Genomic DNA, 21233 nt, shown 5'->3' on the forward strand with positions numbered 1-21233 from the left:
CTGGCCTTATTTAATTATGTCCATTGGTACAATTACATTCAAATTCATGGAATGTTAAGCTAGCTAATCCCAATAGAATTCAAAAGAGAAACACCTTAAAAAATTGTCTCGTTCTGTGTTGATAATGCACCGACCAAAGGGAATAAATAGACTTGCAACTGACAAAATCTTAATATGAAACTTAAAAATTAGGAGCAGTGATACCAGCCAAAATGATTAATAATGATATCGATGCAACGATCGCAGGTTTGATCGATGCTGTATCGTCTTTTCCTAACGTGATAATCGCATATATTGATGAGAAAACAAACACAAATGGCCAGATAAACCAAGTCCAATAATAAAAAATACCTATGCTTTGCATCAAACCTATGAACACCCTTTTTCTCCCCCCTCTTAATTACCGATACTACAAAACTACTTTGATCGTTATACCCGCTACAATTTTATAATTACTTCGCTCATTACAGCAAGAACCTCTTGCCGATCGACAAATCTAGTTAGTGACCACTTATGATAAAATAGCTGTACAAAAGTTTGTTAGGTGTGAGTACCATTGAACATATTCGAAAAACTATATACTGTTATTATCTTGTTCGCGGTTGTCATCGGGATTAGTCTAGGACAAGTAGAGGGAATACGCACGAATGCAGAAATCGCCATCACTCCTTTATTAGTAGCGATGCTCTATGTGACGTTCTTACAAATTCCTATCGCAGAGATCAAGAAAGCTTTTAAAAACATCAAATTCACCTATACTGCAGTAATCATCAACTTTGTCTGGACACCTCTATTCGCCTGGCTGCTTGCGATGGTATTTCTAGGTGACCACCCGGCATTATATATTGGCTTTATTATGCTCATGGTCACACCATGTACGGATTGGTACTTAATTTTTACCGGAATTGCAAAAGGAAATGTTGCCTTATCAACGGCCATCCTCCCTCTAAACTTACTCTTGCAGGTCATTTTACTACCGATCTATCTACTTATTTTCGGAGGCACAACAGGGGTTATCGAACTAGCTTTTCTCGTCGAGAGTATATTCCTTATACTCTTTATCCCTTTAGTCTTGGCCGTTTTAACAAATGTGTTATTAAGACACAAACCTCAGGTAAGGGAAAACCTTATCTCCAACCTTAGCATGTTACCGATTCTTTTCCTAAGTCTCGCGATTGTAGCGATGTTCGCTTCACAAGGTCAACTGTTACTTGCTCATTTAGAATTAATCTGGTTGATCACAATCCCGATCCTTTTATTTTTCATAGTGAACCTTTACGTTAGTCAAAAGGTAGGGCAGCTGATGAAATTCTCGAACCCGGCTCGAACGAGTTTGAGCTTGACGACTTTAGCAAGAAATTCGCCTATTGCCCTAGCGATTGCAATGACCGCATTCCCAGACCAACCATTAATCTCTTTAACACTCGTGATCTGTCCACTATTGGAATTACCGATTCTCGCGATCATCACTCAGGTTTTATTATTCATCTCAAAAAATTGAAAGCACGCATCACTAGTAACGATGCGTGCCCTTTTTAACTTTCATCTTCGCTGTATGAACCATCTTCCTCAGGTCTATATTCTAAAATATCCCCAGGTTGACAATCGAGGGCTTTACAAATCGCCTCTAAAGTCGACAATCGAATCGCTTTTGCCTTTCCATTTTTCAGTATCGAAAGGTTCGCCATCGTGATTCCAACCTTCTCTGACAGTTCCGTCACACTCATTTTCCGTTTCGCCAACATCACATCAATATTGATTATTATTGCCATGTTAATCACCTCAGACCGTTAAATCATTTTCTGATTTTATATGAATCGCTTCTTGTAGAAGTCTTTGGAGAACGGCTGCAAAAACTGCGATTACCATTGATGCAAAAATTAACACCATGCCAATTATGATGATACCTGGGGCATCATCAATCTCCGCGATGAGATAAAAGAGTGGCATGCCTAACACATATAAGATACTGATTGTGATGGCACAGTATTTTATCTTCCTTAAAGCTTTTACAGAAATGGAAGAAAAAGCTTTATTCTGATCAATATAGCTTAAAAGTTTAAACGCTTGATACAGAGCAAAGTAAAAAGGTATTGCTGTTGCATACAAATTGATTAGCACAAGATATTTTATAAAAGCCATATCGGGATACAATTCTGCTGCAAAATTCGCGATCCTAGGCACCAAAAATATGCACAAAATAAGAACTGGGATTCCAATAAGAATAACAGCAATCTTTAAAAAAGCTGTCGATCCTCGTTTCATAAAAAGCACCTCACTTCGTTTTTATAACAATGATCATAACATATTTTTATTGTTTTACGATAAAAAGTTATTGTTATTATGATATTATTATTGTTATAGACCAAAAACAACACCCTTTTTAAGGTATATACTTTCACTCCAACAGAGTCTCAAAATGACAGTAATCTAAAAAGAGGTCCCCTCCTAACTAAAGAAAGGGACCTCTGAAAAATCATATGCGCTCTCGCCGGTGTACCTTATTACAATTTCATTAGTATGACAATGCTTTTAACTGCCGATAGCTCGTTGTTGCTTCTGGCTGCCATGGAATGACAACCGTCTGCTCAGCTAATTCGCTTGTCACCGTCTTAATCCATGGGAGCTCTGCAGCTGCTCTCATGTTTAAAAGTGGATCACGGGTATCTGTGACAACAAAGCTTTGATTAATTACCCACCAGCGCGGCGTGATGTTCGCGCGCTCAAGGTCAAGCTGTAATCGTCGCGCTTCATGAACAGGCGTTGCTTCAGGAAGCGTCACAATGACGACATCCGTTTCTTGCGGATCGCGCAAACGCGGCAACAGCTTTTGTACCGATTCAGGCACCTCACCCGTCGAGCGCTCGATCTCCTTATGGTACGACTGCGCTGAATCAAGCAGCAGAAGGGTATGTCCGGTAGGCGCTGTATCAATAATGACAAAATCATCATCCGCACGATCAACAACATTGGCAAACGCCCGAAAAACAGCGATTTCTTCTGTACATGGGGAGCGCAGATCTTCCTCAAGGTATTCAAGCCCACTCTCATCAAGGGTCTTCCTTGCTTCGGCTAACACTTCCTCACGGTAATTGCTTACCTCTGCTTCTGGATCAATCCGGCTAACCGTTAATGTTTCACCAATTTTGTCGTCCTCAAACAGCAACGATAAATGCTCGGCTGGGTCCGTTGTCGTCAAATGAACATTATGTCCTTTTTCCGCAAGCCCAACTGCAACCGCAGCAGCAACGGTCGTCTTACCGACCCCGCCTTTTCCCATCGTTAACAAGACACCACTCTGCTTTTCTTCGAGCTCTTCAACAAGCTTCTCTAACCCACGCGTATCGACTTCCTCATGGTCGTTAATGACGACCTCACGCTTTTGATCCTTATCCGTAAATAACGCTCGCAGCGCTTCAATGCCTGTGAGCTGGTAAGGCACAAGTGGAAGCTGATAACTTGGAAGTTGCTGCAAGTTAGTAGGAAGCTCACCCAACGCCTCCTGCTGCTGTTTATAAAACGCTTCAGATACCTTGTCCCCACTAACAAACTCAGACACCTGTCCATTGATCAGAAGCAGTTGATTTTCAAGACCGACAGTCATTAATTCGTTTGACGCACGCCCCGCCTCATACAAAGCTGAGTCATTCGGCCGCGAGACGAGCACTAGGGTTGTCTTGTCTTTATTGGCAAGGGCTTCTACCGTTGCTTCATATAACTTTTTCTTCTCTGCTAGCCCTGACAAAGGACCAAGACATGAAGCTCCATGCGTACTTTCATCTAAAAAGTTCGACCACGCCGTTGGCAGTTGTAATAATCGAAGCGTATGCCCAGTTGGTGCCGTATCAAAAATGATATGGTCAAATTCCTCCGCCTTCTCACGACTTGTTAATAGCGTCGCAAATTCATCAAACGCCGCAATCTCAACCGTGCACGCTCCCGATAATTGCTCTTCCATTTGCGCAACGACCGGTGCTGGGAGCTTGTCTCGGTATGGACCAACGACCTTTTCACGGTATGCTGCCGCGGCTTCCTCTGGGTTAATGTTGATTGCGGATAATCCTTTAACCTCAGGGAGCGGCGTAACTCTCGAGCCTATTTCCGTTTCAAACACATCTTGTAGGTTAGACGCTGGATCTGTGCTGACAATTAACACCCTTTTTCCGCGTTCAGCGAGGGCAACAGCTGTGGCACATGCGGTTGACGTCTTGCCGACCCCGCCTTTTCCAGTAAAAAAGAAATATGGCGTTAACGGGATCGTCTCAAGTTGAAATCGTTCCGTCATCGGAATCTCCTCTTTTCATTGTTAAAGTAACTTTATGTTTGACGACTCTTCTTTTTTACTCAATTCACTCACATCGATGTTACACCAGCTCGCAAGCTCTTCATTTGTTGGATACTGGCCAGCATACTTCACTTCACCATTGACAAGCACGGCTGGCAAGCCTTCTGTCCCTTTTTCCTCCAACAGCGCTTGAACCGTCTCATTTTCAACAAAAGCATCTGGTTCCGATCCTAAGTTATAACGAGTAATATCAAAGCCTTTCTTTTCTAGTAAAAACAAAGCTGTCGCCACTCGTGCCAATTCAGGATCAACACTCGGTCCACACACGCCTGTTGGACAACACATCGCTGGATCAAAGATTTCAATTTTCACCACGCTAGCCACCCTCTCTTATTTTCCTGTTTCTGAAAATTGTTTAATACGCTCACCAATTTCATCGCGGACACGTTGAAAGAAAGCCCATTTCTCCTCTTCTGTTCCTTCCGCTTTCGCTGGATCATCGAAGCCCCAATGTACTCGTTCTTTATTTGGAGGTGTTGCTGGGCAAACATCATTGGCATGACCGCATAATGTCACCACAAGGTCTGCTTTGTTTAAAATCTCAGGATCAATCGTATCGGATGTTTGGTCTGAGATATCAATATCAACTTCTTTCATCGCTCTGACCGCATTTGGATTGACACCATGTGCTTCGATTCCAGCTGAGTAGACATCATATTTGTCCGATAGATAGTGCTTTCCCCATGCTTCTGCCATTTGACTGCGGCATGAGTTTCCTGTGCATAGAAAGTAAATGATTGGTTTTGACATGATGTATCTCTCCTTATTTTATAAAATGAGTAATAGCCATAAATAAAGGCCGACTAAGGTAATAAATAGTGTTGGTACAGTTAGAATGATTCCTACTTTAAAGTAATATCCCCAAGAAATCTTGACGCCTTTCTTTGCAAGAACATGAAGCCATAATAAGGTTGCAAGCGAACCAATCGGCGTAATCTTTGGCCCAAGATCGGATCCGATCACGTTGGCATAGATTAGCGCTTCACGTGTTGCACCAATCGTGTTTGTATCGGCAATCGCTAACGCATTGATCATCACTGTTGGCATGTTATTCATGATCGATGACAAGATCGCGGCAATGAATCCCATCGAGATCGTCCCTACAAACAGACCTTGATCGACCGCTCCTTGAATCACTTGCGCTAGCAATCCGGTTAAGCCGACGTTTTGTAAGCCATAGACGACGACATACATTCCAATCGAGAAAACAACGATCGCCCACGGCGCATCTTTAATGATTCCAGTTGTTTTTAACTCCTCGTTACCTGCACTCATCACCCGGAAAATCACATAAAAGATGAGAGCGATCGGCATCGCGACTAATGATACGGGTAGATGAATAAATTCACTTACAAAATATCCAATTAATAAGAACGCTAAAATGTACCATGAGAGCTTGAACAGTCGCTGATCTTTAATTGCTTCATGTGGTTTTTTCAGCTGGCCCATGTCATACTGCTTCGGAATGTCTTTACGGAAATACAAGTAAAGGACGAGCATACTGGCCCCGAGCGCAAAAAAGTTTGGCACAATCATCCGTGTGGCATACTCGACAAAGCCAATCCCGAAGAAGTCAGCCGAAACAATGTTCACAAGGTTACTAACAATTAGCGGTAAAGACGTTGTATCAGCGATAAACCCACTTGCCATAATAAACGGCAAAATCATCGCTTCTTTAAACTGAAGTGCCCTGACCATTGCGAGGACAATCGGTGTTAAAATCAGCGCCGCACCATCGTTGGCAAATAAGGCAGCAACAACTGCCCCTAGAACCGATACATAGAAAAACATTTTTAAGCCATTACCCTTCGCAAATCGCGCCATATGTAGGGCTGACCATTCAAAAAAGCCAATTTCATCAAGGATTAAGGAAATAATAATCACCGCAACAAACGTTAACGTTGCATTCCAAACAATCCCTGTTACGGTTTGGACATCACCGAAATCAACGACGCCAGCAATTAATGCTAGTGCCGCACCGATCGTCGCTGACCAGCCAATCGAGAGCCCCTTCGGCTGCCAAATGACAAGGACAAGCGTAAATAAGAAAATCAGTGACGCTAATAGAACGGAACTCAAAAGTTCACCACTCCTTTCGTTTGGTTAGTTGGTTAGTTTTTAGTGGTTAGTGGTTAGTATCTAGTGGTTAGTTGGTTAGTTGTTAGTCACAGCAGTTGACTCGTAAGCCTTGTTCGGCTAGTGCTTCTAACTTTTGTTTTTGGTCTGGTAGATGGTTAATCAATTGTTCGACCATTGGATAAGCCTCGTGATCTTTGTTTGCTTTATAGAAAATCCATTGCCCGCGACGCTCTTCATTGACTAAGCCAACGTCACGGAGTTTACGTAAATGTTGGCTAACAGCTGGCTGACTCATTTGAAAAAGCTCAACAAACTCACAGACACAGCATTCATCTTCAAGCACAAGTGCTATCATCGTTAAACGTGTTTTATCACCAAGAAGCTTTAATATCTTAGCAGCTGTTTCAACGGTTACGCCCGCCTCTTTCATTTCAACCACCCCTTATTCGATTCTCGTTTATTATATAAGTATATGCTTATATACGCAAATGTTAAGTTTTAACCCCCACTGCTTCAAAAGAGGCGGAGTAACTATACTCACTCCACCAACGTTCCTTCATACGAGGCAACCTTTATATGAACGAAAGTAAAAATCCACCGACAGCACCAGTGAGGACGATCACCCATGGTGGCAACTTCCAAAAGACGAGCATCGTAAATAAAACGGCTGCAAAGGCAAAGTCAAGCGCAGATAAAATCGAACTCGTCCAGATCGGGTGATAAAGTGCGGAAATGAGAATCCCAACCACCGCGGCATTCACGCCCATGAGCGCCCCTTTTACTTTTGTGTTTCGACGTAATGAATCCCAAAATGGTAACGTCCCTAAAATCAGTAAAAACGCTGGTAAAAAGATCGCCGCAGTCGCAAGTAAGCCCCCTTTCCAGCCATTAATCACTGCCCCGATGTAAGCAGCAAATGTAAATAACGGTCCAGGAACAGCTTGCGCAGCCCCGTAACCAGCAAGAAATTCTTCTTCACTTAACCAGCCTGTTGGGACAAATTCTCTCTCTAGCAATGGTAAAACGACATGGCCACCACCAAATACAAGTGAACCTGCCCGGTAAAAACTATCAAATAATGCCACCCAATTTAACGCAGTCGCTTCCCTTATAAACGGTAAGACAATTAACAAGCCAAAAAATAGCGTTAAGCAAATCGCCCCAAAGCGACGACTAAGTGGGAAGTGCGCCTTTGACGCTTTGTCGTCAATCGTTTGCTGACGATATAATAGAAAGCCGACAAATCCAGCTAAAAGAATGACACCGACTTGCGTAAACGCGGTTTGCCACAGTAACGTGATCACAAGTGCACAGACGGCGATTGTCCTGCGCTGTACATCTGGTGTTAAATTTTTTGCCATTCCCATAATCGCATGAGCAACGACGACAACAGCCACAATTTTTAAACCGTGAATCCAACCAGCATCCGTAAAACCGACCGAATGAAGCAAAAGGGCAAATAAAATAAGTGCAATCACCGATGGTAATGTGAACCCTAAAAAGGATACAATCCCACCTAAAACCCCAGCTCGCATAACGCCAATCCCAATCCCAACCTGACTACTTGCAGGTCCGGGTAAAAATTGACATAATGCAACTAAGTCAGCATAACTTTTTTCATCCAGCCACTTTCTTCGCTGAATGTATTCATGATGAAAGTAGCCAAGATGTGCCACTGGCCCACCAAACGACGTAAACCCGAGCCTCGTTGAGATGAGAAAAATCTCGACTAACCGTTTCCACGTACTTTCTGTTTGTTCGTTCATACATCACCCATCCTTCTTTTTTCATCCACAACAAATGCCTTTTCTTGTTGCAGTCAAAATCGTAACAAATGATAAGCATATAAACAATTGCTTATATACAAATTTAATAATATCTTTACAAAAATCAAGTGCATCGGTTTGCAATCATTTGTATAATGAGGGCACGAAAGATTCCCTTTCTTTACCATCCCTTTTTTCAAAAATTTTTATGCTGCTGAAGGTGGGGTACTATTGGAAATAAAAACAATCATCGCGATTGCTATTGGCGCAGCGGTCGGTACGATTGCGCGTTACAGCTTAAACATCTATACATTAGCTGCCGGCTATCCGATCGGAACGGTGATTGAAAACCTAGTCGGTAGTCTTTTACTCGGGTTTCTTACCGGATTTTTTATTCACCATATTCCTAAAGACTGGCTAAAAGCGGGGCTCGGTGTCGGTCTTTGCGGAGGATTTACGACGATGTCAACACTCGCCGCTGATACACTACTGATTTATAATCAGATGAACGTCTTCCAGTCCCTGCTTTATGTTCTCGTATCGTTTGGTGGTGGGGTAGCTTTTGCAATTCTTGGTTACTTAATAGGTGACAAAGCTGGCGCCCGAAATAACGAACGAAAGGTGGCGCGCTCATGAACATACTACTATTAGCTTTAGGCGGTTCACTTGGGGCAGTTGCTCGTTATTTGCTCGGACTTTTATTCATGAAGACTTTTCCAAAGCCACCAATTCCGATTGCGATGCTTATCGTCAATCTGATCGGCTCACTTGGTCTCGGTTTATTTTTTGGACTTTATTTTGCTGATATTCCACTAGGCGCTTATGATGATTCTCTTTATCTATTTCTAGGTATTGGCTTTTTCGGTGCGTTCACAACGTTTTCAACGTTTAGTACAGAAGCGATGCAGTTGTTGCGTGACAAAAAAACGAAGGGCTTTGTGCTCTACAGCATGATTTCAATCATCGGCTCGATTTTTGTGTTTGCTGTCGCATTTATGATTAGTGCACTAATGGTTTCATAATCTCCTCTTTGTATTTTCCATTCTGAGGCGGTGCGCACTCTTTACCAACAAAAAAACAGGGCATCTCAAAAGGTCATATTCCCTTTTGAGATGCCCTATCATCCTCAAGAAGTTATAGTTCACGCACGACAGTTATCATTCTGGAATCATATAGCCGTAACTTTCCATGATCGGCGTACCGACCGGTCCAAAAATAAACGCAATAAAATCAGATGCAAGCGGTTCTTTCTCAGTTCGCTCAATGACGGCAATCGTTTGCTCGATCGGCTCATGCAGTTCTTCATCGAGTTCATAAAAATTCACGCTATCCTCATCTGTAAGTGAACGAGCGATAATTGCCACTTCCGCATTACCGGTTTCGATGTAGTTTAACGTATCGGTAATGTTTCTCCCATAAACGAGCTTACTCTCGATTTCTTCATAAACCCCTGCCGATTGCAGCGCCTGTTTCGCAGCTAAACCGTATGGTGCATGAGCTGGATTCGCAATCGCAATTCGCTCGACTTCCGGTAGAAGCAAATCACCTGGCGTTTCGACCCCTGGTGCATGAACAGTTGTTGCTAAACCGATGCGTCCGAACGCATACGTTTGCAACGTTTCACTAATGAGCAGATTGTTTTCATCTAAGTTTTCGATAAAACCCCGATTAGCAGCCGCAAACACATCAAACGGTGCACCATTTTCAATTTGATCAGCCAACTGCCCAGTCGATCCAAAGGTAAATGTCACCTTTGTCCCCGTTTCTTCTTCAAAGCGTTCACCAAGTTCAGCAAATGCAAGCGCTAATCCTGACGCCGCCGCTACTCTTAACTCAGGTTGTTCCTCGTCAGACGTAGAAGGCGGTGTGGAGGTCCCCCCTCCACAGCCTGCAATCACCAAGGTGAACAATAAGACAGTGGCATGTAACATACTTTTTTCTATTGTTTGTCTCATAAACTTTTTTACTCCTATTCACTCTATTCCTTCAAAACACTAGGTTCGTTATATGCAGCATGCGGACCATGGTTCGTTATTTCATGGAAAACTAGCTAACTGGCACTTTGAGAGGACCCTAGTTCCGCTATTCACTACATCTTAACCTAATTCCACGCAACTTTGCTCAAATAGCGGAACGAGAGTCCGGTTCCTAGTGATCATATGCCATTTTCGTACAAATAACGGACTAAGGGTCCACTTCACCTGCACTGGAAACATACAACCAGTTGCTCACCAGCACTCAAATCATCGTAAATTCGAACCCCTGATCTCTCACCTTATCAATTATCTCAGGCAGTACTGTGACCGTTTGTGCTAGCTCATGTAAGAGAATGATTGAACCACCTCTCACATGATTGGCAACGTTACAAATGATTTGACTTGGGTCTGCTTTTAATTCCCAATCATAAGATGAGATGTCCCACATCACTGGGGTTAACCCAAGTTGCGAGATTGCAGCCATCGTATCTTCATTATACCTGCCAAATGGTGGCCTAAAATAACGAACCGGCTCACCAGTGATCGCTTCAATTTGCTTGACGCTCGATTTGACCTGCTCATATTGTTGCTGTCGGTCGAGCTTCACTAAGTTTTTATGGTTATGAGCGTGCGAGCCGATTTTATGTCCTTCCGTTAACACTCGCTGCCACGGTCGTTGATCATGTAGCAATCGTGATTGCCAGAAAAAAAGTGCCGGAACAACTTTTGCTTGTAAAAGGTCTAAAATTTCATCTAAATACCGACTTGGTCCATCATCAAACGTAAGGACCACCTCATGTTCACTCGGTCTGACTTGATTGATATTTTTCAACCAACGACTATCTTGAAGATCGTACACGACCCCTTGATTAACTACTCATGGACTCTGATGCATAATTACACCCCTGTTTCAAATCGAATTCCCCCTCTCAATTCTATTATAAACCGTACGCCATCTAATTCCAAAGCCTCACTTCTTTTATAAATAAACAGCCTCCTCCCATCCTTGAACCTACCTCTCCTTCTTCAGGGCCTTTCCCACTACCTTCTATCAAAGGCGGTGCGAGTAAGCGTACTTCTCTGAACACTCTCCACTGTTCGCGCACTCCGCCCCTTGTCCCATCCTCGAACCTACCTCTCCTTCTTCAGGGCCTTTCCCACTACCTTCTATCAAAGGCGGTGCGAGTAAGCGAACTATCTCTGAAACTCTTCACTGTTCGCGCACTCCGCCCCTTGTCCACTATTAAAAACGCGAATACTTAAACGTATCCGCGTCGTTAGCAAAGGTTATTCACTCTCACATTGCTTTTTCATCCGTTCCTCTTGATCAAGAGATTGGAAAAAGACTTCAAAAGTCGTTTTTGGATCTGCTTGAATCTTAGCTACATACTTGTCCTTAGCATCATCAGGTAAGTGCTCACTTTTTGTGATCCGATCGATGATATACTCACGGCTCAGTTGCTGAATCTCTTTGTTTTTATGTAGCGATTCCTTATACAATGCTACACCTAGGGCCCCTAATAACGAAAACAGTAAGACGAAGATGGTTAGTCCACTCGTCCCTGTACCAAAAATGAGGTAGTACAAATTAATGATTGAAAAAGAAATCATCGACATCGATAAAAAGATGAAAATCGTACTCTTTTTTACAGCTGGTGCGATCAATTTCTGAATTTTTTCAAGTTCATTTCTCGTATATCTAGGAAATTTATTTATATTGAAAGAAAGCATCTTATCACCTCTTGAGGTTTATCCATTTCTCTATCAATCTTTGTATCTAACTCATATGCTCATTACGCATAAGTCAGCTTCACACGCTTACAGACCGTTGCATTTACTCCTTGATCTTGTAATAGCTTTACAATCTCTTCCATTGATTTTCTTTTTTTCACATGATCAATTTTATCTGTTGTTGATTTACTATCATAATTCCTATCACTGAAATTCGTGTACACCATCATTCCTAGCACCTCATCCAGTTGTTTTATAGTTTCATTATAAAATTGAAGTATGAACTGAATATGAACTCCAAGACACCGAACCTAAAAACAGTCAAGTGCGTCGCACCAAAAACGACCAACCTTAAGGCTGATCGTCTCCTTCACTCTTAATCGGAATTGTCACCGTAAATGCCGAACCGACACCTGCTTTACTCTGTACAGAAATCGAACATCCGTGTAGGTTTAATATTTTTCTTACAATCGAAAGCCCAAGTCCATTTCCTTTAACCGCACTGCTACGTGCTTGATCGACCTTATAAAATCGTTCATAGAGATGAGGAATGTCTTCTTCTGGTATTCCTTTTCCCGAATCTTTAATGGTGACATTAAGCTCTTCATCATCACTTTCAAGCAAAATCTCAACAGTCCCATCTTCTTCTGAATACTTAATCGCGTTCGTAATAAGATTTAGCCAGACTTGTTCAAATAAATCTTGATCCGCATACACCTCATGTGCTGCTAGCTCTAAGTTGATGTGAATATTTTTTTCACTCCAGAGCGGCTCGGTAGCAACGACCGTTCGTCTAATTTGTTCATCAATCCGATACGTTTCCGGGTGATACGGATGATGCTCTGAGTCAAGCGAGGCGAGCTGCAATAAGTTTTCACCTAAGCGCGAAAGCCGGTCTGATTCCTGATAGATGATATCCAAATACTCTTTTTGATGTTCCTTTGGAATGACATCATCTCGCAACGCTTTTGTGAACCCTTTGATCGATGTCAGTGGCGATTGAATTTCATGAGAGACATTACTCACAAAGTCATCTCTCATTTTATCGATTTTTCCTAATTCAGATGCCATATGATTAAAATTCGTAATCAATTCACCAATCTCATCTTTGTTTTTACTTTTTAGACGTACGTTAAAATCTCCCGTTGCTACCTTTTGTGCTGCGCTCGATAACTTCTTGATTGGCGTGACGAAATAGCGAGAGGCGAATAAAATTAACCCACTTCCGATCAATAAGACAAGAAAGAGCGCCACTAATGTAATCCGTTTTAACGTGTTCACTTCCTCACCATAATTAAAGGTGACAAATAAAGCATACGGTTCATTGTTAATTGTAATTGGAATCCCTAGTACTCTAGTCTCTTCACGTTCTGCATACGGCAGAGCAACCGGTGAATCATGCGGTGAATGCACGACTTGCTGCGCAACATCCCGAGCGACGGTAAACGTAGGAAACGTCCCGGTGTAGTTTTCACCTTGCTCATTGACGATTAAAATTTCAAGGTTAAGCTCACGTAACGTGTCAACGAGGTCAGGCATTTTATCGTGCTCTGTGATTTCAACCAGATCAACAACCTGTGATGTAACATTGTGAACTTCCTCTTCGAATATGACCTCTTGGTGAAAAAACAATGATGTTATAAAATAGGAAGCCACCAAACTTAATAAAACAACACTAATAAATGTTGCCACAATGCGGAGATAAAGACTTCTTTTCATCACTTACATCTCCTCAAGACGATACCCTAATCCCCTCACGGTTGAAATTGTTACTTCCGGGAACACAATTAGCTGTTCGCGTAACCGTTTTATATGGACATCAACCGTTCGTTCATCGCCTTCATAATCATAGCCCCAGATCTTCTCGATCAGCTGAGCACGTGTAAATATTTTTCCTGGTGAACTAGCAAGCGTAAACAACAGCTCGCACTCCTTCTTTTTCAATGTCAACGATTGCTTGTGTGATTGAACGACAAGACGCTCAATATCAATCGTAATCGAACCGACTTTGACGACTTTGTCAGAGGCCACATTGTAACGCTTTAACAACGCTTTCACACGCAAAATCAGCTCAACAGGATCGAACGGCTTAACTAAATAATCATCCGTCCCAGCGTTAAAGCCCTTCACCTTATCCTTTGATTCACCTTTTGCCGTCACCATCAAAATCGGAATGGTTAAAAATGAACGAATATCTTCGGTTAGCTCAACCCCATCAACACGAGGCATCATCACGTCAACAATCGCTAAATCCACTTGTGTATGCGCAAGCAGGTCTAACGCTTCCTCGCCATCTTCTGCTTCTATTACCTTGTAATGGCTGTTTTCAAGGTATACCTTCATTAATTTTCTAATATGTGCATCATCATCAACCACTAAAATCGTATTCATATTCCTTCCCCCTAGCCTAAAGCTTGTACGAAACGAATAGGAGTTTGACTGAACCCCTTCCACTTTACCATTATCACCACTTTTTCTTCAGACTAGCAAGCATTTATGAACTAGACATGAACTAGAATCACAAAAAAATCAACTTGTACAGCTTATGGTTCTAAAAACTCTAATCAGTCAATGGATGTATAATTTTTCCGATTTAAACGGAAGATAACGATAGCACAAATAGGTAGGAGGAAAATCGATGAATAACAATCATGACGTAGAGTTAATGAGAGAATTAACTGAAACCCAAGGTCCACCAGGCTTTGAAGACAGAGTTTATCATGTAATGAAAAAGCATATTTCAGAACATACACAATCAATTGATCACGATAATTTAGGTAGTATCGTTGGTAAACTAGGCAACGGTGACCCTAAAATCCTAGTAGCAGGACATTTAGACGAGGTTGGCTTTTTAGTCAGTGCGATTACTGATGAAGGCTTTCTCCGCATCAAACCACTCGGCGGTTGGTGGGGGCATGTGATGCTATCACAACGAGTCACTGTCATGACGCAAAGAGGTGATTTAACGGGCGTCATTGGCTCAAAGGCTCCTCACGTCCTCACACTTGAGGAACGAAAAAAGGTCATGAAGATTAGTGATATGTTTGTTGATATCGGAGCAACAAGTCGTGAAGAGGCTGAGAAGTTCGGTGTTGCTGTCGGTGATCCTGTAGCAACGATTTGTCCGTTTGAAGTCCTCCCTAACCAGAACATGCTTCTCGCTCGCAACTGGGATAATCGAGCCGGTTGTTACATCGCACTAAAAGTGTTAGAGCGCTTAAGACATGAACATCTTCCTAACACGCTTTATTCGGGGGCTACGGTCCAAGAAGAAGTCGGCTTACGCGGGGCGGAAACATTGGCACATATGATCAATCCTGACATCGCCTTTGCCTGTGATGTAGGCGTTGCCGAAGACACACCAGGTATGAAACGAGAAAATGGCTATCTAAAATTAGGAAAAGGCCCGATCTTAGGGTTTATGGATCGTTCGATGGTTCCACACCGTAAGCTACGACAAATGGTCGTCAATACCGCTAAAGAATTTTCGATTCCATATCAAATCGATATTATGGATGGCGGCGGAACCGATGCAGGCAAATTCCATCTTGCTCATCGAGGTGTCCCGACCATGGTCGTCAGTGTACCTGCTCGTTATATTCATAGCCATGTATCGATCGTCCATAAAGAAGATCTTGACCATGCCGTCGAACTTTTAGTGAAAGTGATCCAACGGCTCGATAACAAAACCGTTGAAGAGTTAAAAGGCCTATAAGAGACTTTTCAAAAGGGGTGTTTTTCCCCGTTTGAACAGACTTGAAGACAAAGCGAAACCGCTGATATTTAAAAGCTTGCTAGGAGTGTTTTTCCCTAGCAGGCATACAGCGAGTGAGCCATGGCAAAGAACTTCCTTCAAACACAACAAAAGGGCTGTCTCATAGCCAAGCGCTGTCACAGGCACGATTGTTGAGCATCATAATACATCGTGCACTGAGGTGAGCAGTCACTTGGGAGACAGCCCCTTATTTGTCGATCATCTTGACGACGTTATTTTCTCTTACTTATGAATACAGCAATAACAATTGCTACTAATACGACAACGATGAAGATCACCATTAGATTCGAGCCCGTTGTTGTCCCTTCTTCATCACTGCTTTCTTCAACTTCTTCTACAAGATCCGCTTGATCCACTTCTTCATCTGTTGCCGGTGGATCTACTAGCTCTTCTTCTTCCTGTTCTTGTACTTCAGGGCGCTCAACTGTAAACGAGAATTCTCCTTCTGTTATATGCGTGTCCTCTCCGAGAGCTGTCCAGTTCACTTGATAATGGCCATTCTCAAGCGCACCGGGAAGAATGACTTCCATATGGGGACTATCAATTTCCACGCCTTCGATCGCTACCTCTCCGCCATCCTCATCAATGATCTCAACCGTACTTGCTGCTTCTATCCCTGCATCAAATGTTAGTAGAATGGTCCCCAACTCTTCTTCCACTACTTCACCATTTGCTGGGTTCGAAGATTCTAAATGGGAATGGGCAAAAATGGTGTTAGGAATTGCGAAAAGAACCATCAGTGCTGTCATTATAAGCAATGCTTTTTGTGTCATACTTCTTCCTCCTACTCTATGAAATAGATCATAGATAACTTACCATTAATTCAACCATACGTATAGAAACTATCCTCCTTTTTCACAGAGTCTGTTCAAATAGGAGTGGTTTTTCCTTTTTTGAACACGCTCTTACAGTATTGTCACACCTTCAATGACACTGAGATTGATATAAAAAAGGATGCGATTGCTCCTAACAATCACATCCTTTTCGTTTTTTTATCATAGAAATTCACCATTTACAATTTTCAATTCTTATTATCAATTAACAATGGTTCTATCATTGGCATCATCAGCTTATCCACCATGCGCTCGACATAAGCACGATCAAAGGGTTGTCCAATGAATACACTTCGATAAGTGATTAAGGCTGGTCCAATATCAGCAAGTAGATCCAGCTCAGCCTCTGTCAATGTAACGCCTCTCTTTAAAAACGGTTGAACAATCTGCTCAATCGCCTGTCGGTGACGCCAGTAGAAATCATTTTTCAACTCTTTTTCGATTTTCTCATTTGAAGAAGCTGCGGCATAAATCGCAGTCATTGTGTTTTGGTAGTGATCATTGCCACATTGAAAAATAAAGGAAAGCATATCGATCAATTGCTCACGTAGCCCTTTTTTTCGGTTTAATCTCTCCTCTAACTTTTCAAACGGACTAATAAAGGATGCAGCATCAATAACAAGCTCCGTTTTCGAAGACCAACGTCTGTAAATCGTCGCCTTTCCGACCTTTGCCTTTGCTGCTACAGCGTCTATCGTCAACGCCTCGAATCCATTCTCCGCCAATAAATCGAGCGTCGCTGTGAGAATGACTTCATTACGAGACAAATCAAGAGGTCTCCCGCGTTTCATTTCATCTTTTTGCGTCGACATAGGCGTTTACACCATCTTTCATCAGACTCTGCTTAAAACCTGCCTTCATTTTATCATTACAAACCCTTTTTTACAAATACGGAACTGTTGCGTTTCATAATTGATGATGATAAGATAACTTAGCGAAACGAGAGCGTTTCGTATTTAATATATTGGAGGAGAATGCCATGGCTACTACAGTTCAAGATAACGAAGCAGCTAGTAATACGAGTACATCAGAGGGGAATCCGATTCCACTCTTAGCTGTCTTGCTTTCAGGCGCATTCGTCGCCATTTTAAGCGAAACAATTTTAAATGTTGCCTTGAACGCGATTATGGCTGATTTTGGAGTTGCTTCTAGTACAGTACAATGGCTTGTGACTGGCTATATGCTTGTGATTGGAACGTTAATTCCGATATCGGCTTATTTTATGCAACGCTTTACGACACGCCAGCTATTTATTACAGCGATGTCTTTATTTACGATAGGAACAGTGATCTCCGGTGTCAGCCCGGTCTTTGCCGTGCTATTAATTGGTCGTTTGACACAGGCTGTCGGTACCGCCATTATGATTCCATTATTGATTAACGTCATTCTTACCGTTATTCCGATCGAACGTCGCGGCGCAGCGATGGGAATGGTTGGGCTTGTTATTATGTTTGCCCCGGCCATTGGACCAACTGTTTCAGGACTCATTGTTGAAAACTTCACGTGGCGTTGGTTATTTTATTTCATTTTACCGATTTCACTTGCTTCCCTATTGTTTGGGATGAAAGTATTAACGAATATTTCTGAGACATCTAAACCAAAGCTTGACGTGATATCGTTTTTATTATCAATGCTCGGATTCGGTGGGATCGTCTATGGCTTTAGTGCAGCTGGAAAAGGGGACGCGAGCTTTGCCGATCCACTCGTGTTTTCATTTTTACTTGTTGGGTTCATATCTTTAGGATTGTTCAGTTGGCGCCAGTTAAAGCTCGAAACACAACTACTCGATATTCGCGTGTTCCGTTATCCGATGTTTTTACTAGGGCTCGTGATGATCATGCTTGTGATGATGACGATGTTTGCGATGATGCTCGTATTGCCGATCTATATGCAAGGAGCTCTTCTTTTTAGTGCGATAACGGCGGGGATCGTAATGCTTCCGGGTGGTTTATTGAACGGGGCGATGTCGCCGATTATGGGACGCCTCTTTGACCGATTTGGTCCAAGACCGTTATTGATTCCTGGAACGATCATTCTTGCTGTTATTGTCTTTACTTATCGCTATACTCTTCCAGGGATTCCAGTTTGGATTGTGATTGTCCAACAGGCGATCCTCATGCTTGCTGTCGCGATGATTATGATGCCTGCACAAACAAACGGCTTGAATCAACTTCCACAAGAGCTTTACCCGCACGGAACAGCGATTATGAACACGTTGATGCAAGTATCTGGTGCAATCGGTGCTGCCTTGTTTATCTCGGTCATGGAAACAGGTCAACAAGGCTACTTAGATAACAACGGGATCGCTAATCCAACCGGAGAAGAGGCAATCGCCGCTCTTACTTTCGGTTCACAGCAAAGCTTTTCAACCGGCTTTTACATGGCGTTGGCAACGGTTGTGCTTGCACTGCTTGTTCGTAGGAGCAAGCAAGAAACCATGAAAGTCAATTAAACTATAAAAAAAGTAGGCTCCCTCAATGAGGCGCCTACTTTTTTACCAATACCTGCACACTATCCTTGTTTTAAAAGATCCTTTCGAATCGGTGTAAAAACATCAATGATGACACAGTCCTCTAACACCTTGACACGGTGTTCTTCATTCGATGGAACGTATTGGCTTTCGCCTTTACTAATGATCTTCTTTTCACCGCCGACCTCAAATTCAAGGGATCCTTTTTCAAGATAACTTACTTGCTCCTCTGGGTGCTGATCAATGTCACCTTCAAATCCTTTCTCTATCTCCACTCTCACGATCATCAAAGATCCTTCTGAACTAATAATCTCTCTTTTAACCACATAAATCTCCCTTTCATAAATAGAGTTTATTCTGCAAACAGCATCGTTTCTGGGAAGAGTACAATTAATATTAAGACAAATAATACAACTAAAATATATGGAATGACCGCCTTAAATGATCGTTCGATTGATAGCTCACCAATTTTTGCTGCTAACAATAAGCACAGACCATATGGTGGAGTTACTAATCCAATGGCTAAAGAAATGATCGTTATCATCCCTAGAAGAACTGGGTCGACACCGAACTCTAGCGCAATTGGTAAAATAACTGGAATAAACAAAATCATCGCTGGAATCGCGTCCATAAATGTACCAATAAACAAGAAGAAAAGAATAACAATAATGATAAAGATCCATTTACTTGAAATATTATTTGTGAAAAAGTCTGCAGCAACCGCTGACAATTGGTAATATGCCATCAGTTCACCTAACGCACTTGCTGCAGCTAAAGCAAATAATGATAACGAGCTTAATGTTAATGTATCAACTAAAATTCTAGGTAAATCTTTCACCTTCAATGTTTTGTAAATAAACATACAGATTAGCAGTGTGTAAATAGAAGCAAATGCAGCTGCTTCAGTCGCTGTAAACAATCCTGTAATAATCCCACCAATTAAAATAACGGGTGTAAACAAGGCAGGTGCCGATTGCAAAAACAACTTAAGAAACTTTTTTAGAGATGCTCTTTGGTTTTTCGGATAACCTCGTCTAATTGAAAGAATAAAAACGAATATCATCATCCCAAGACCTATCGCTACCCCAGGAATAAGTCCGGCGAGAAATAACGCGCCAACGGAAACATTTGTGAGGCCAGCAAAGATAATCATTGGAATACTTGGTGGTATGATAACGCCCACAGTTGAAGAAGCGGCCGTAATACCAACGGACGTTTCCGTATCATACCCTTGTTTTTTCATATTCGGTATTAACACTTTTCCAACCCCAGCAGTATCTGCCTGTGAAGCCCCAGATACACCGGCAAACATCATCGATACTAGAATGTTTGCATGTGCTAATCCTCCACGAATATGACCGACAATCGAAAGGGCAAAGTCGATTAACTTTTGTGAAATTTGACCTGAGTTCATCAAGTTTGCTGTTAAGATAAATAATGGTACAGCGAGGAGAACAAATGAATTTAAACCATTAAACATACTTACTGGAACCGTTACTTCGGGAATATAATCAATATTATAAATGCCTAGTAATGCAACAACCCCGATAACAAATGCAATAGGAACCCCAATAAACATGAGAATGAGAAATGTTGCGATTAAGATTGCACCGATCATTCGTTTACCTCCTCTCTATTAAAATGCTTAATATCATCGATGATGTGTGAAACCAAATAAATCATCATCGTTAACCCCATAATTGGGATCGCAATCCATACATAGCCCATTTTCATGGAAGGTAATGATACCCAGTTATAGTTCCAAAAATTATCAACAGCTATATTACCAAAGTGAAAAATCGCTAAGCTGAATAGAAATAGAACACAATTATTAAAAAGACTTAATATTGATCTCACTTTCCCCTTTAGCTTCCTATAGAGAAAATCAAATTTAAAATGTTCTTTCCTGTTTACCATCACAGCAGCTCCCATGAAAATAGCCCATATAAATGAAAAGTTAGCAACTTCCCCTGTCCAAATGACCGAGATCCCCATGTATCTTGTCACAACTTGAACGATAACTGCTAAAAAAAAGATACATAACATCGTGACGCCTACTGTAAGTTGGATTTTCTCAAGAAATGATACAATCTTTTTCATCTCTCTTCCCTCTTTTCTTCTGCAATTAGACTAACCGAAATGTTTTATAAATTATAAATAAATGCAAGAGAAGTAAGTCTAATTTGCCATTTAAAAAAATATAGGAGGAGAGAACAAATCCCCTGCTCTTCATCCTCCTATGTTAAATCTGTGAATGA

Annotated in this window: 26 protein-coding genes; 6 read left to right on the forward strand and 20 right to left on the reverse strand. The window is 41.9% G+C overall.

Going from position 1 to position 21233, the window contains the following annotated elements:
• A complete protein-coding gene (locus KH400_RS27415; protein WP_369009377.1) occupies positions 1-63 on the forward strand; it encodes a hypothetical protein in 63 nt (20 codons plus the stop codon).
• Positions 64-181: 118 nt separating this feature from the next.
• Here the strand turns inward: KH400_RS27415 and KH400_RS08575 are convergent, their stop codons facing one another.
• Positions 182-367, reverse strand: a complete 186-nt coding sequence (locus tag KH400_RS08575) for a hypothetical protein (RefSeq protein ID WP_217223958.1) — start codon at positions 365-367, stop codon at positions 182-184.
• 189 nt (positions 368-556) lie between these two features.
• Here KH400_RS08575 and KH400_RS08580 point away from each other — a divergent pair, with 189 nt between their 5' ends.
• Positions 557-1501, forward strand: coding sequence for an arsenic resistance protein (locus KH400_RS08580; RefSeq protein WP_217223959.1), 945 nt, complete (start codon positions 557-559; stop codon positions 1499-1501).
• Between the two features lie 34 nt (positions 1502-1535).
• On the opposite strand, the gene KH400_RS08585 is transcribed toward KH400_RS08580, so the two are convergent.
• The 8 genes from KH400_RS08585 to KH400_RS08620 all read right to left on the reverse strand — a co-directional run bounded on the left by KH400_RS08585 (position 1536) and on the right by KH400_RS08620 (position 8190).
• Positions 1536-1772: a helix-turn-helix domain-containing protein gene (locus KH400_RS08585; RefSeq protein WP_217223960.1), complete on the reverse strand. Its 237-nt coding sequence runs from the start codon at positions 1770-1772 to the stop codon at positions 1536-1538.
• A gap of 10 nt (positions 1773-1782) precedes the next feature.
• A complete protein-coding gene (locus KH400_RS08590; protein ID WP_217223961.1) occupies positions 1783-2265 on the reverse strand; it encodes a DUF2975 domain-containing protein in 483 nt (160 codons plus the stop codon).
• Positions 2266-2515: 250 nt separating this feature from the next.
• Complete coding sequence (gene arsA, locus KH400_RS08595) at positions 2516-4285, reverse strand: arsenical pump-driving ATPase (RefSeq protein ID WP_217223962.1); 1770 nt, start codon at positions 4283-4285, stop codon at positions 2516-2518.
• 21 nt (positions 4286-4306) lie between these two features.
• A complete protein-coding gene (gene arsD, locus KH400_RS08600; protein WP_217223963.1) occupies positions 4307-4660 on the reverse strand; it encodes an arsenite efflux transporter metallochaperone ArsD in 354 nt (117 codons plus the stop codon).
• 15 nt (positions 4661-4675) lie between these two features.
• Positions 4676-5095, reverse strand: a complete 420-nt coding sequence (arsC, locus tag KH400_RS08605) for an arsenate reductase (thioredoxin) (protein WP_217223964.1) — start codon at positions 5093-5095, stop codon at positions 4676-4678.
• A gap of 18 nt (positions 5096-5113) precedes the next feature.
• Positions 5114-6424 carry an arsenic transporter gene (locus tag KH400_RS08610; protein ID WP_217223965.1) on the reverse strand — a complete coding sequence of 437 codons (1311 nt, stop codon included), beginning with the start codon at positions 6422-6424 and terminating at the stop codon, positions 5114-5116.
• 82 nt (positions 6425-6506) lie between these two features.
• Entirely contained in the window at positions 6507-6854 is a 348-nt protein-coding gene (locus tag KH400_RS08615) for an ArsR/SmtB family transcription factor (RefSeq protein WP_217223966.1), read from the reverse strand.
• 142 nt (positions 6855-6996) lie between these two features.
• Positions 6997-8190, reverse strand: coding sequence for a chromate transporter (locus KH400_RS08620; RefSeq protein ID WP_217223967.1), 1194 nt, complete (start codon positions 8188-8190; stop codon positions 6997-6999).
• A 231-nt stretch (positions 8191-8421) separates the two neighbouring features.
• Here KH400_RS08620 and KH400_RS08625 point away from each other — a divergent pair, with 231 nt between their 5' ends.
• Both KH400_RS08625 and crcB read left to right on the forward strand, forming a co-directional pair.
• Complete coding sequence (locus KH400_RS08625) at positions 8422-8826, forward strand: fluoride efflux transporter FluC (RefSeq protein WP_217223968.1); 405 nt, start codon at positions 8422-8424, stop codon at positions 8824-8826.
• Positions 8823-9212 (forward strand): fluoride efflux transporter CrcB, encoded by a 390-nt coding sequence (crcB, locus tag KH400_RS08630; protein ID WP_217223969.1) that lies wholly within the window; start codon positions 8823-8825, stop codon positions 9210-9212. Before KH400_RS08625 ends, crcB begins: the two co-directional genes overlap by 4 nt.
• A gap of 135 nt (positions 9213-9347) precedes the next feature.
• Here crcB and modA read toward each other — a convergent pair whose 3' ends face one another.
• The 6 genes from modA to KH400_RS08660 all read right to left on the reverse strand — a co-directional run bounded on the left by modA (position 9348) and on the right by KH400_RS08660 (position 14288).
• Positions 9348-10145 (reverse strand): molybdate ABC transporter substrate-binding protein, encoded by a 798-nt coding sequence (modA, locus tag KH400_RS08635; protein WP_246589463.1) that lies wholly within the window; start codon positions 10143-10145, stop codon positions 9348-9350.
• Between the two features lie 283 nt (positions 10146-10428).
• On the reverse strand, positions 10429-11025 hold the full coding sequence (locus tag KH400_RS08640) for a polysaccharide deacetylase family protein (RefSeq protein WP_217223971.1): 597 nt from the start codon (positions 11023-11025) through the stop codon (positions 10429-10431).
• Positions 11026-11453: 428 nt separating this feature from the next.
• Positions 11454-11897: a DUF5392 family protein gene (locus tag KH400_RS08645; protein WP_217223973.1), complete on the reverse strand. Its 444-nt coding sequence runs from the start codon at positions 11895-11897 to the stop codon at positions 11454-11456.
• A gap of 62 nt (positions 11898-11959) precedes the next feature.
• Positions 11960-12127, reverse strand: a complete 168-nt coding sequence (locus KH400_RS08650; protein ID WP_217223975.1) for a hypothetical protein — start codon at positions 12125-12127, stop codon at positions 11960-11962.
• A gap of 121 nt (positions 12128-12248) precedes the next feature.
• A complete protein-coding gene (locus tag KH400_RS08655; protein ID WP_217223977.1) occupies positions 12249-13616 on the reverse strand; it encodes a sensor histidine kinase in 1368 nt (455 codons plus the stop codon).
• Between the two features lie 3 nt (positions 13617-13619).
• Entirely contained in the window at positions 13620-14288 is a 669-nt protein-coding gene (locus tag KH400_RS08660; RefSeq protein ID WP_217223978.1) for a response regulator transcription factor, read from the reverse strand.
• A 247-nt stretch (positions 14289-14535) separates the two neighbouring features.
• Between KH400_RS08660 and KH400_RS08665 the strand changes: the two genes are divergently transcribed.
• A complete protein-coding gene (locus KH400_RS08665) occupies positions 14536-15612 on the forward strand; it encodes a M42 family metallopeptidase (protein ID WP_217223980.1) in 1077 nt (358 codons plus the stop codon).
• Between the two features lie 272 nt (positions 15613-15884).
• Here the strand turns inward: KH400_RS08665 and KH400_RS08670 are convergent, their stop codons facing one another.
• Complete coding sequence (locus KH400_RS08670; protein WP_217223982.1) at positions 15885-16445, reverse strand: copper resistance CopC family protein; 561 nt, start codon at positions 16443-16445, stop codon at positions 15885-15887.
• A gap of 248 nt (positions 16446-16693) precedes the next feature.
• The gene (locus tag KH400_RS08675; protein ID WP_217223983.1) at positions 16694-17317 is read right to left on the reverse strand and encodes a TetR/AcrR family transcriptional regulator; all 624 of its coding nucleotides are present in this window, start codon (positions 17315-17317) and stop codon (positions 16694-16696) included.
• A gap of 167 nt (positions 17318-17484) precedes the next feature.
• Here KH400_RS08675 and KH400_RS08680 point away from each other — a divergent pair, with 167 nt between their 5' ends.
• Positions 17485-18957, forward strand: a complete 1473-nt coding sequence (locus KH400_RS08680; RefSeq protein WP_217223984.1) for an MDR family MFS transporter — start codon at positions 17485-17487, stop codon at positions 18955-18957.
• Between the two features lie 59 nt (positions 18958-19016).
• Here KH400_RS08680 and KH400_RS08685 read toward each other — a convergent pair whose 3' ends face one another.
• The 3 genes from KH400_RS08685 to KH400_RS08695 all read right to left on the reverse strand — a co-directional run bounded on the left by KH400_RS08685 (position 19017) and on the right by KH400_RS08695 (position 21075).
• Positions 19017-19262, reverse strand: coding sequence for a cupin domain-containing protein (locus KH400_RS08685; RefSeq protein WP_246589464.1), 246 nt, complete (start codon positions 19260-19262; stop codon positions 19017-19019).
• Between the two features lie 65 nt (positions 19263-19327).
• Positions 19328-20593, reverse strand: coding sequence for a TRAP transporter large permease (locus KH400_RS08690; RefSeq protein WP_217223986.1), 1266 nt, complete (start codon positions 20591-20593; stop codon positions 19328-19330).
• Positions 20590-21075, reverse strand: a complete 486-nt coding sequence (locus KH400_RS08695) for a TRAP transporter small permease (protein ID WP_217223987.1) — start codon at positions 21073-21075, stop codon at positions 20590-20592. The genes KH400_RS08690 and KH400_RS08695 overlap by 4 nt, the downstream gene beginning before the upstream one ends.
• Between the last annotated feature and the right edge of the window lie 158 nt (positions 21076-21233).

This window comes from Desertibacillus haloalkaliphilus (genome assembly GCF_019039105.1).
Taxonomy (GTDB): Bacteria; Bacillota; Bacilli; order Bacillales; family KJ1-10-99; genus Desertibacillus; species Desertibacillus haloalkaliphilus.

Coding starts and splice junctions, on each gene's coding strand:
- arsA (WP_217223962.1), bottom strand. CDS start 4,285: ATGACGGAACGATTTCAACTTGAGACGATCCCGTTAACGCCATATTTC.
- KH400_RS08650 (WP_217223975.1), bottom strand. CDS start 12,127: ATGATGGTGTACACGAATTTCAGTGATAGGAATTATGATAGTAAATCA.
- KH400_RS08680 (WP_217223984.1), top strand. CDS start 17,485: ATGGCTACTACAGTTCAAGATAACGAAGCAGCTAGTAATACGAGTACA.
- KH400_RS08660 (WP_217223978.1), bottom strand. CDS start 14,288: ATGAATACGATTTTAGTGGTTGATGATGATGCACATATTAGAAAATTA.
- arsC (WP_217223964.1), bottom strand. CDS start 5,095: ATGTCAAAACCAATCATTTACTTTCTATGCACAGGAAACTCATGCCGC.
- KH400_RS08655 (WP_217223977.1), bottom strand. CDS start 13,616: ATGAAAAGAAGTCTTTATCTCCGCATTGTGGCAACATTTATTAGTGTT.
- KH400_RS08615 (WP_217223966.1), bottom strand. CDS start 6,854: ATGAAAGAGGCGGGCGTAACCGTTGAAACAGCTGCTAAGATATTAAAG.
- modA (WP_246589463.1), bottom strand. CDS start 10,145: ATGAGACAAACAATAGAAAAAAGTATGTTACATGCCACTGTCTTATTG.
- KH400_RS08665 (WP_217223980.1), top strand. CDS start 14,536: ATGAATAACAATCATGACGTAGAGTTAATGAGAGAATTAACTGAAACC.
- KH400_RS08645 (WP_217223973.1), bottom strand. CDS start 11,897: ATGCTTTCTTTCAATATAAATAAATTTCCTAGATATACGAGAAATGAA.
- KH400_RS08690 (WP_217223986.1), bottom strand. CDS start 20,593: ATGATCGGTGCAATCTTAATCGCAACATTTCTCATTCTCATGTTTATT.
- KH400_RS08585 (WP_217223960.1), bottom strand. CDS start 1,772: ATGGCAATAATAATCAATATTGATGTGATGTTGGCGAAACGGAAAATG.
- KH400_RS08590 (WP_217223961.1), bottom strand. CDS start 2,265: ATGAAACGAGGATCGACAGCTTTTTTAAAGATTGCTGTTATTCTTATT.
- KH400_RS08675 (WP_217223983.1), bottom strand. CDS start 17,317: ATGTCGACGCAAAAAGATGAAATGAAACGCGGGAGACCTCTTGATTTG.
- crcB (WP_217223969.1), top strand. CDS start 8,823: ATGAACATACTACTATTAGCTTTAGGCGGTTCACTTGGGGCAGTTGCT.
- KH400_RS08685 (WP_246589464.1), bottom strand. CDS start 19,262: ATGATCGTGAGAGTGGAGATAGAGAAAGGATTTGAAGGTGACATTGAT.
- KH400_RS08620 (WP_217223967.1), bottom strand. CDS start 8,190: ATGAACGAACAAACAGAAAGTACGTGGAAACGGTTAGTCGAGATTTTT.
- KH400_RS08670 (WP_217223982.1), bottom strand. CDS start 16,445: ATGACACAAAAAGCATTGCTTATAATGACAGCACTGATGGTTCTTTTC.
- KH400_RS08695 (WP_217223987.1), bottom strand. CDS start 21,075: ATGAAAAAGATTGTATCATTTCTTGAGAAAATCCAACTTACAGTAGGC.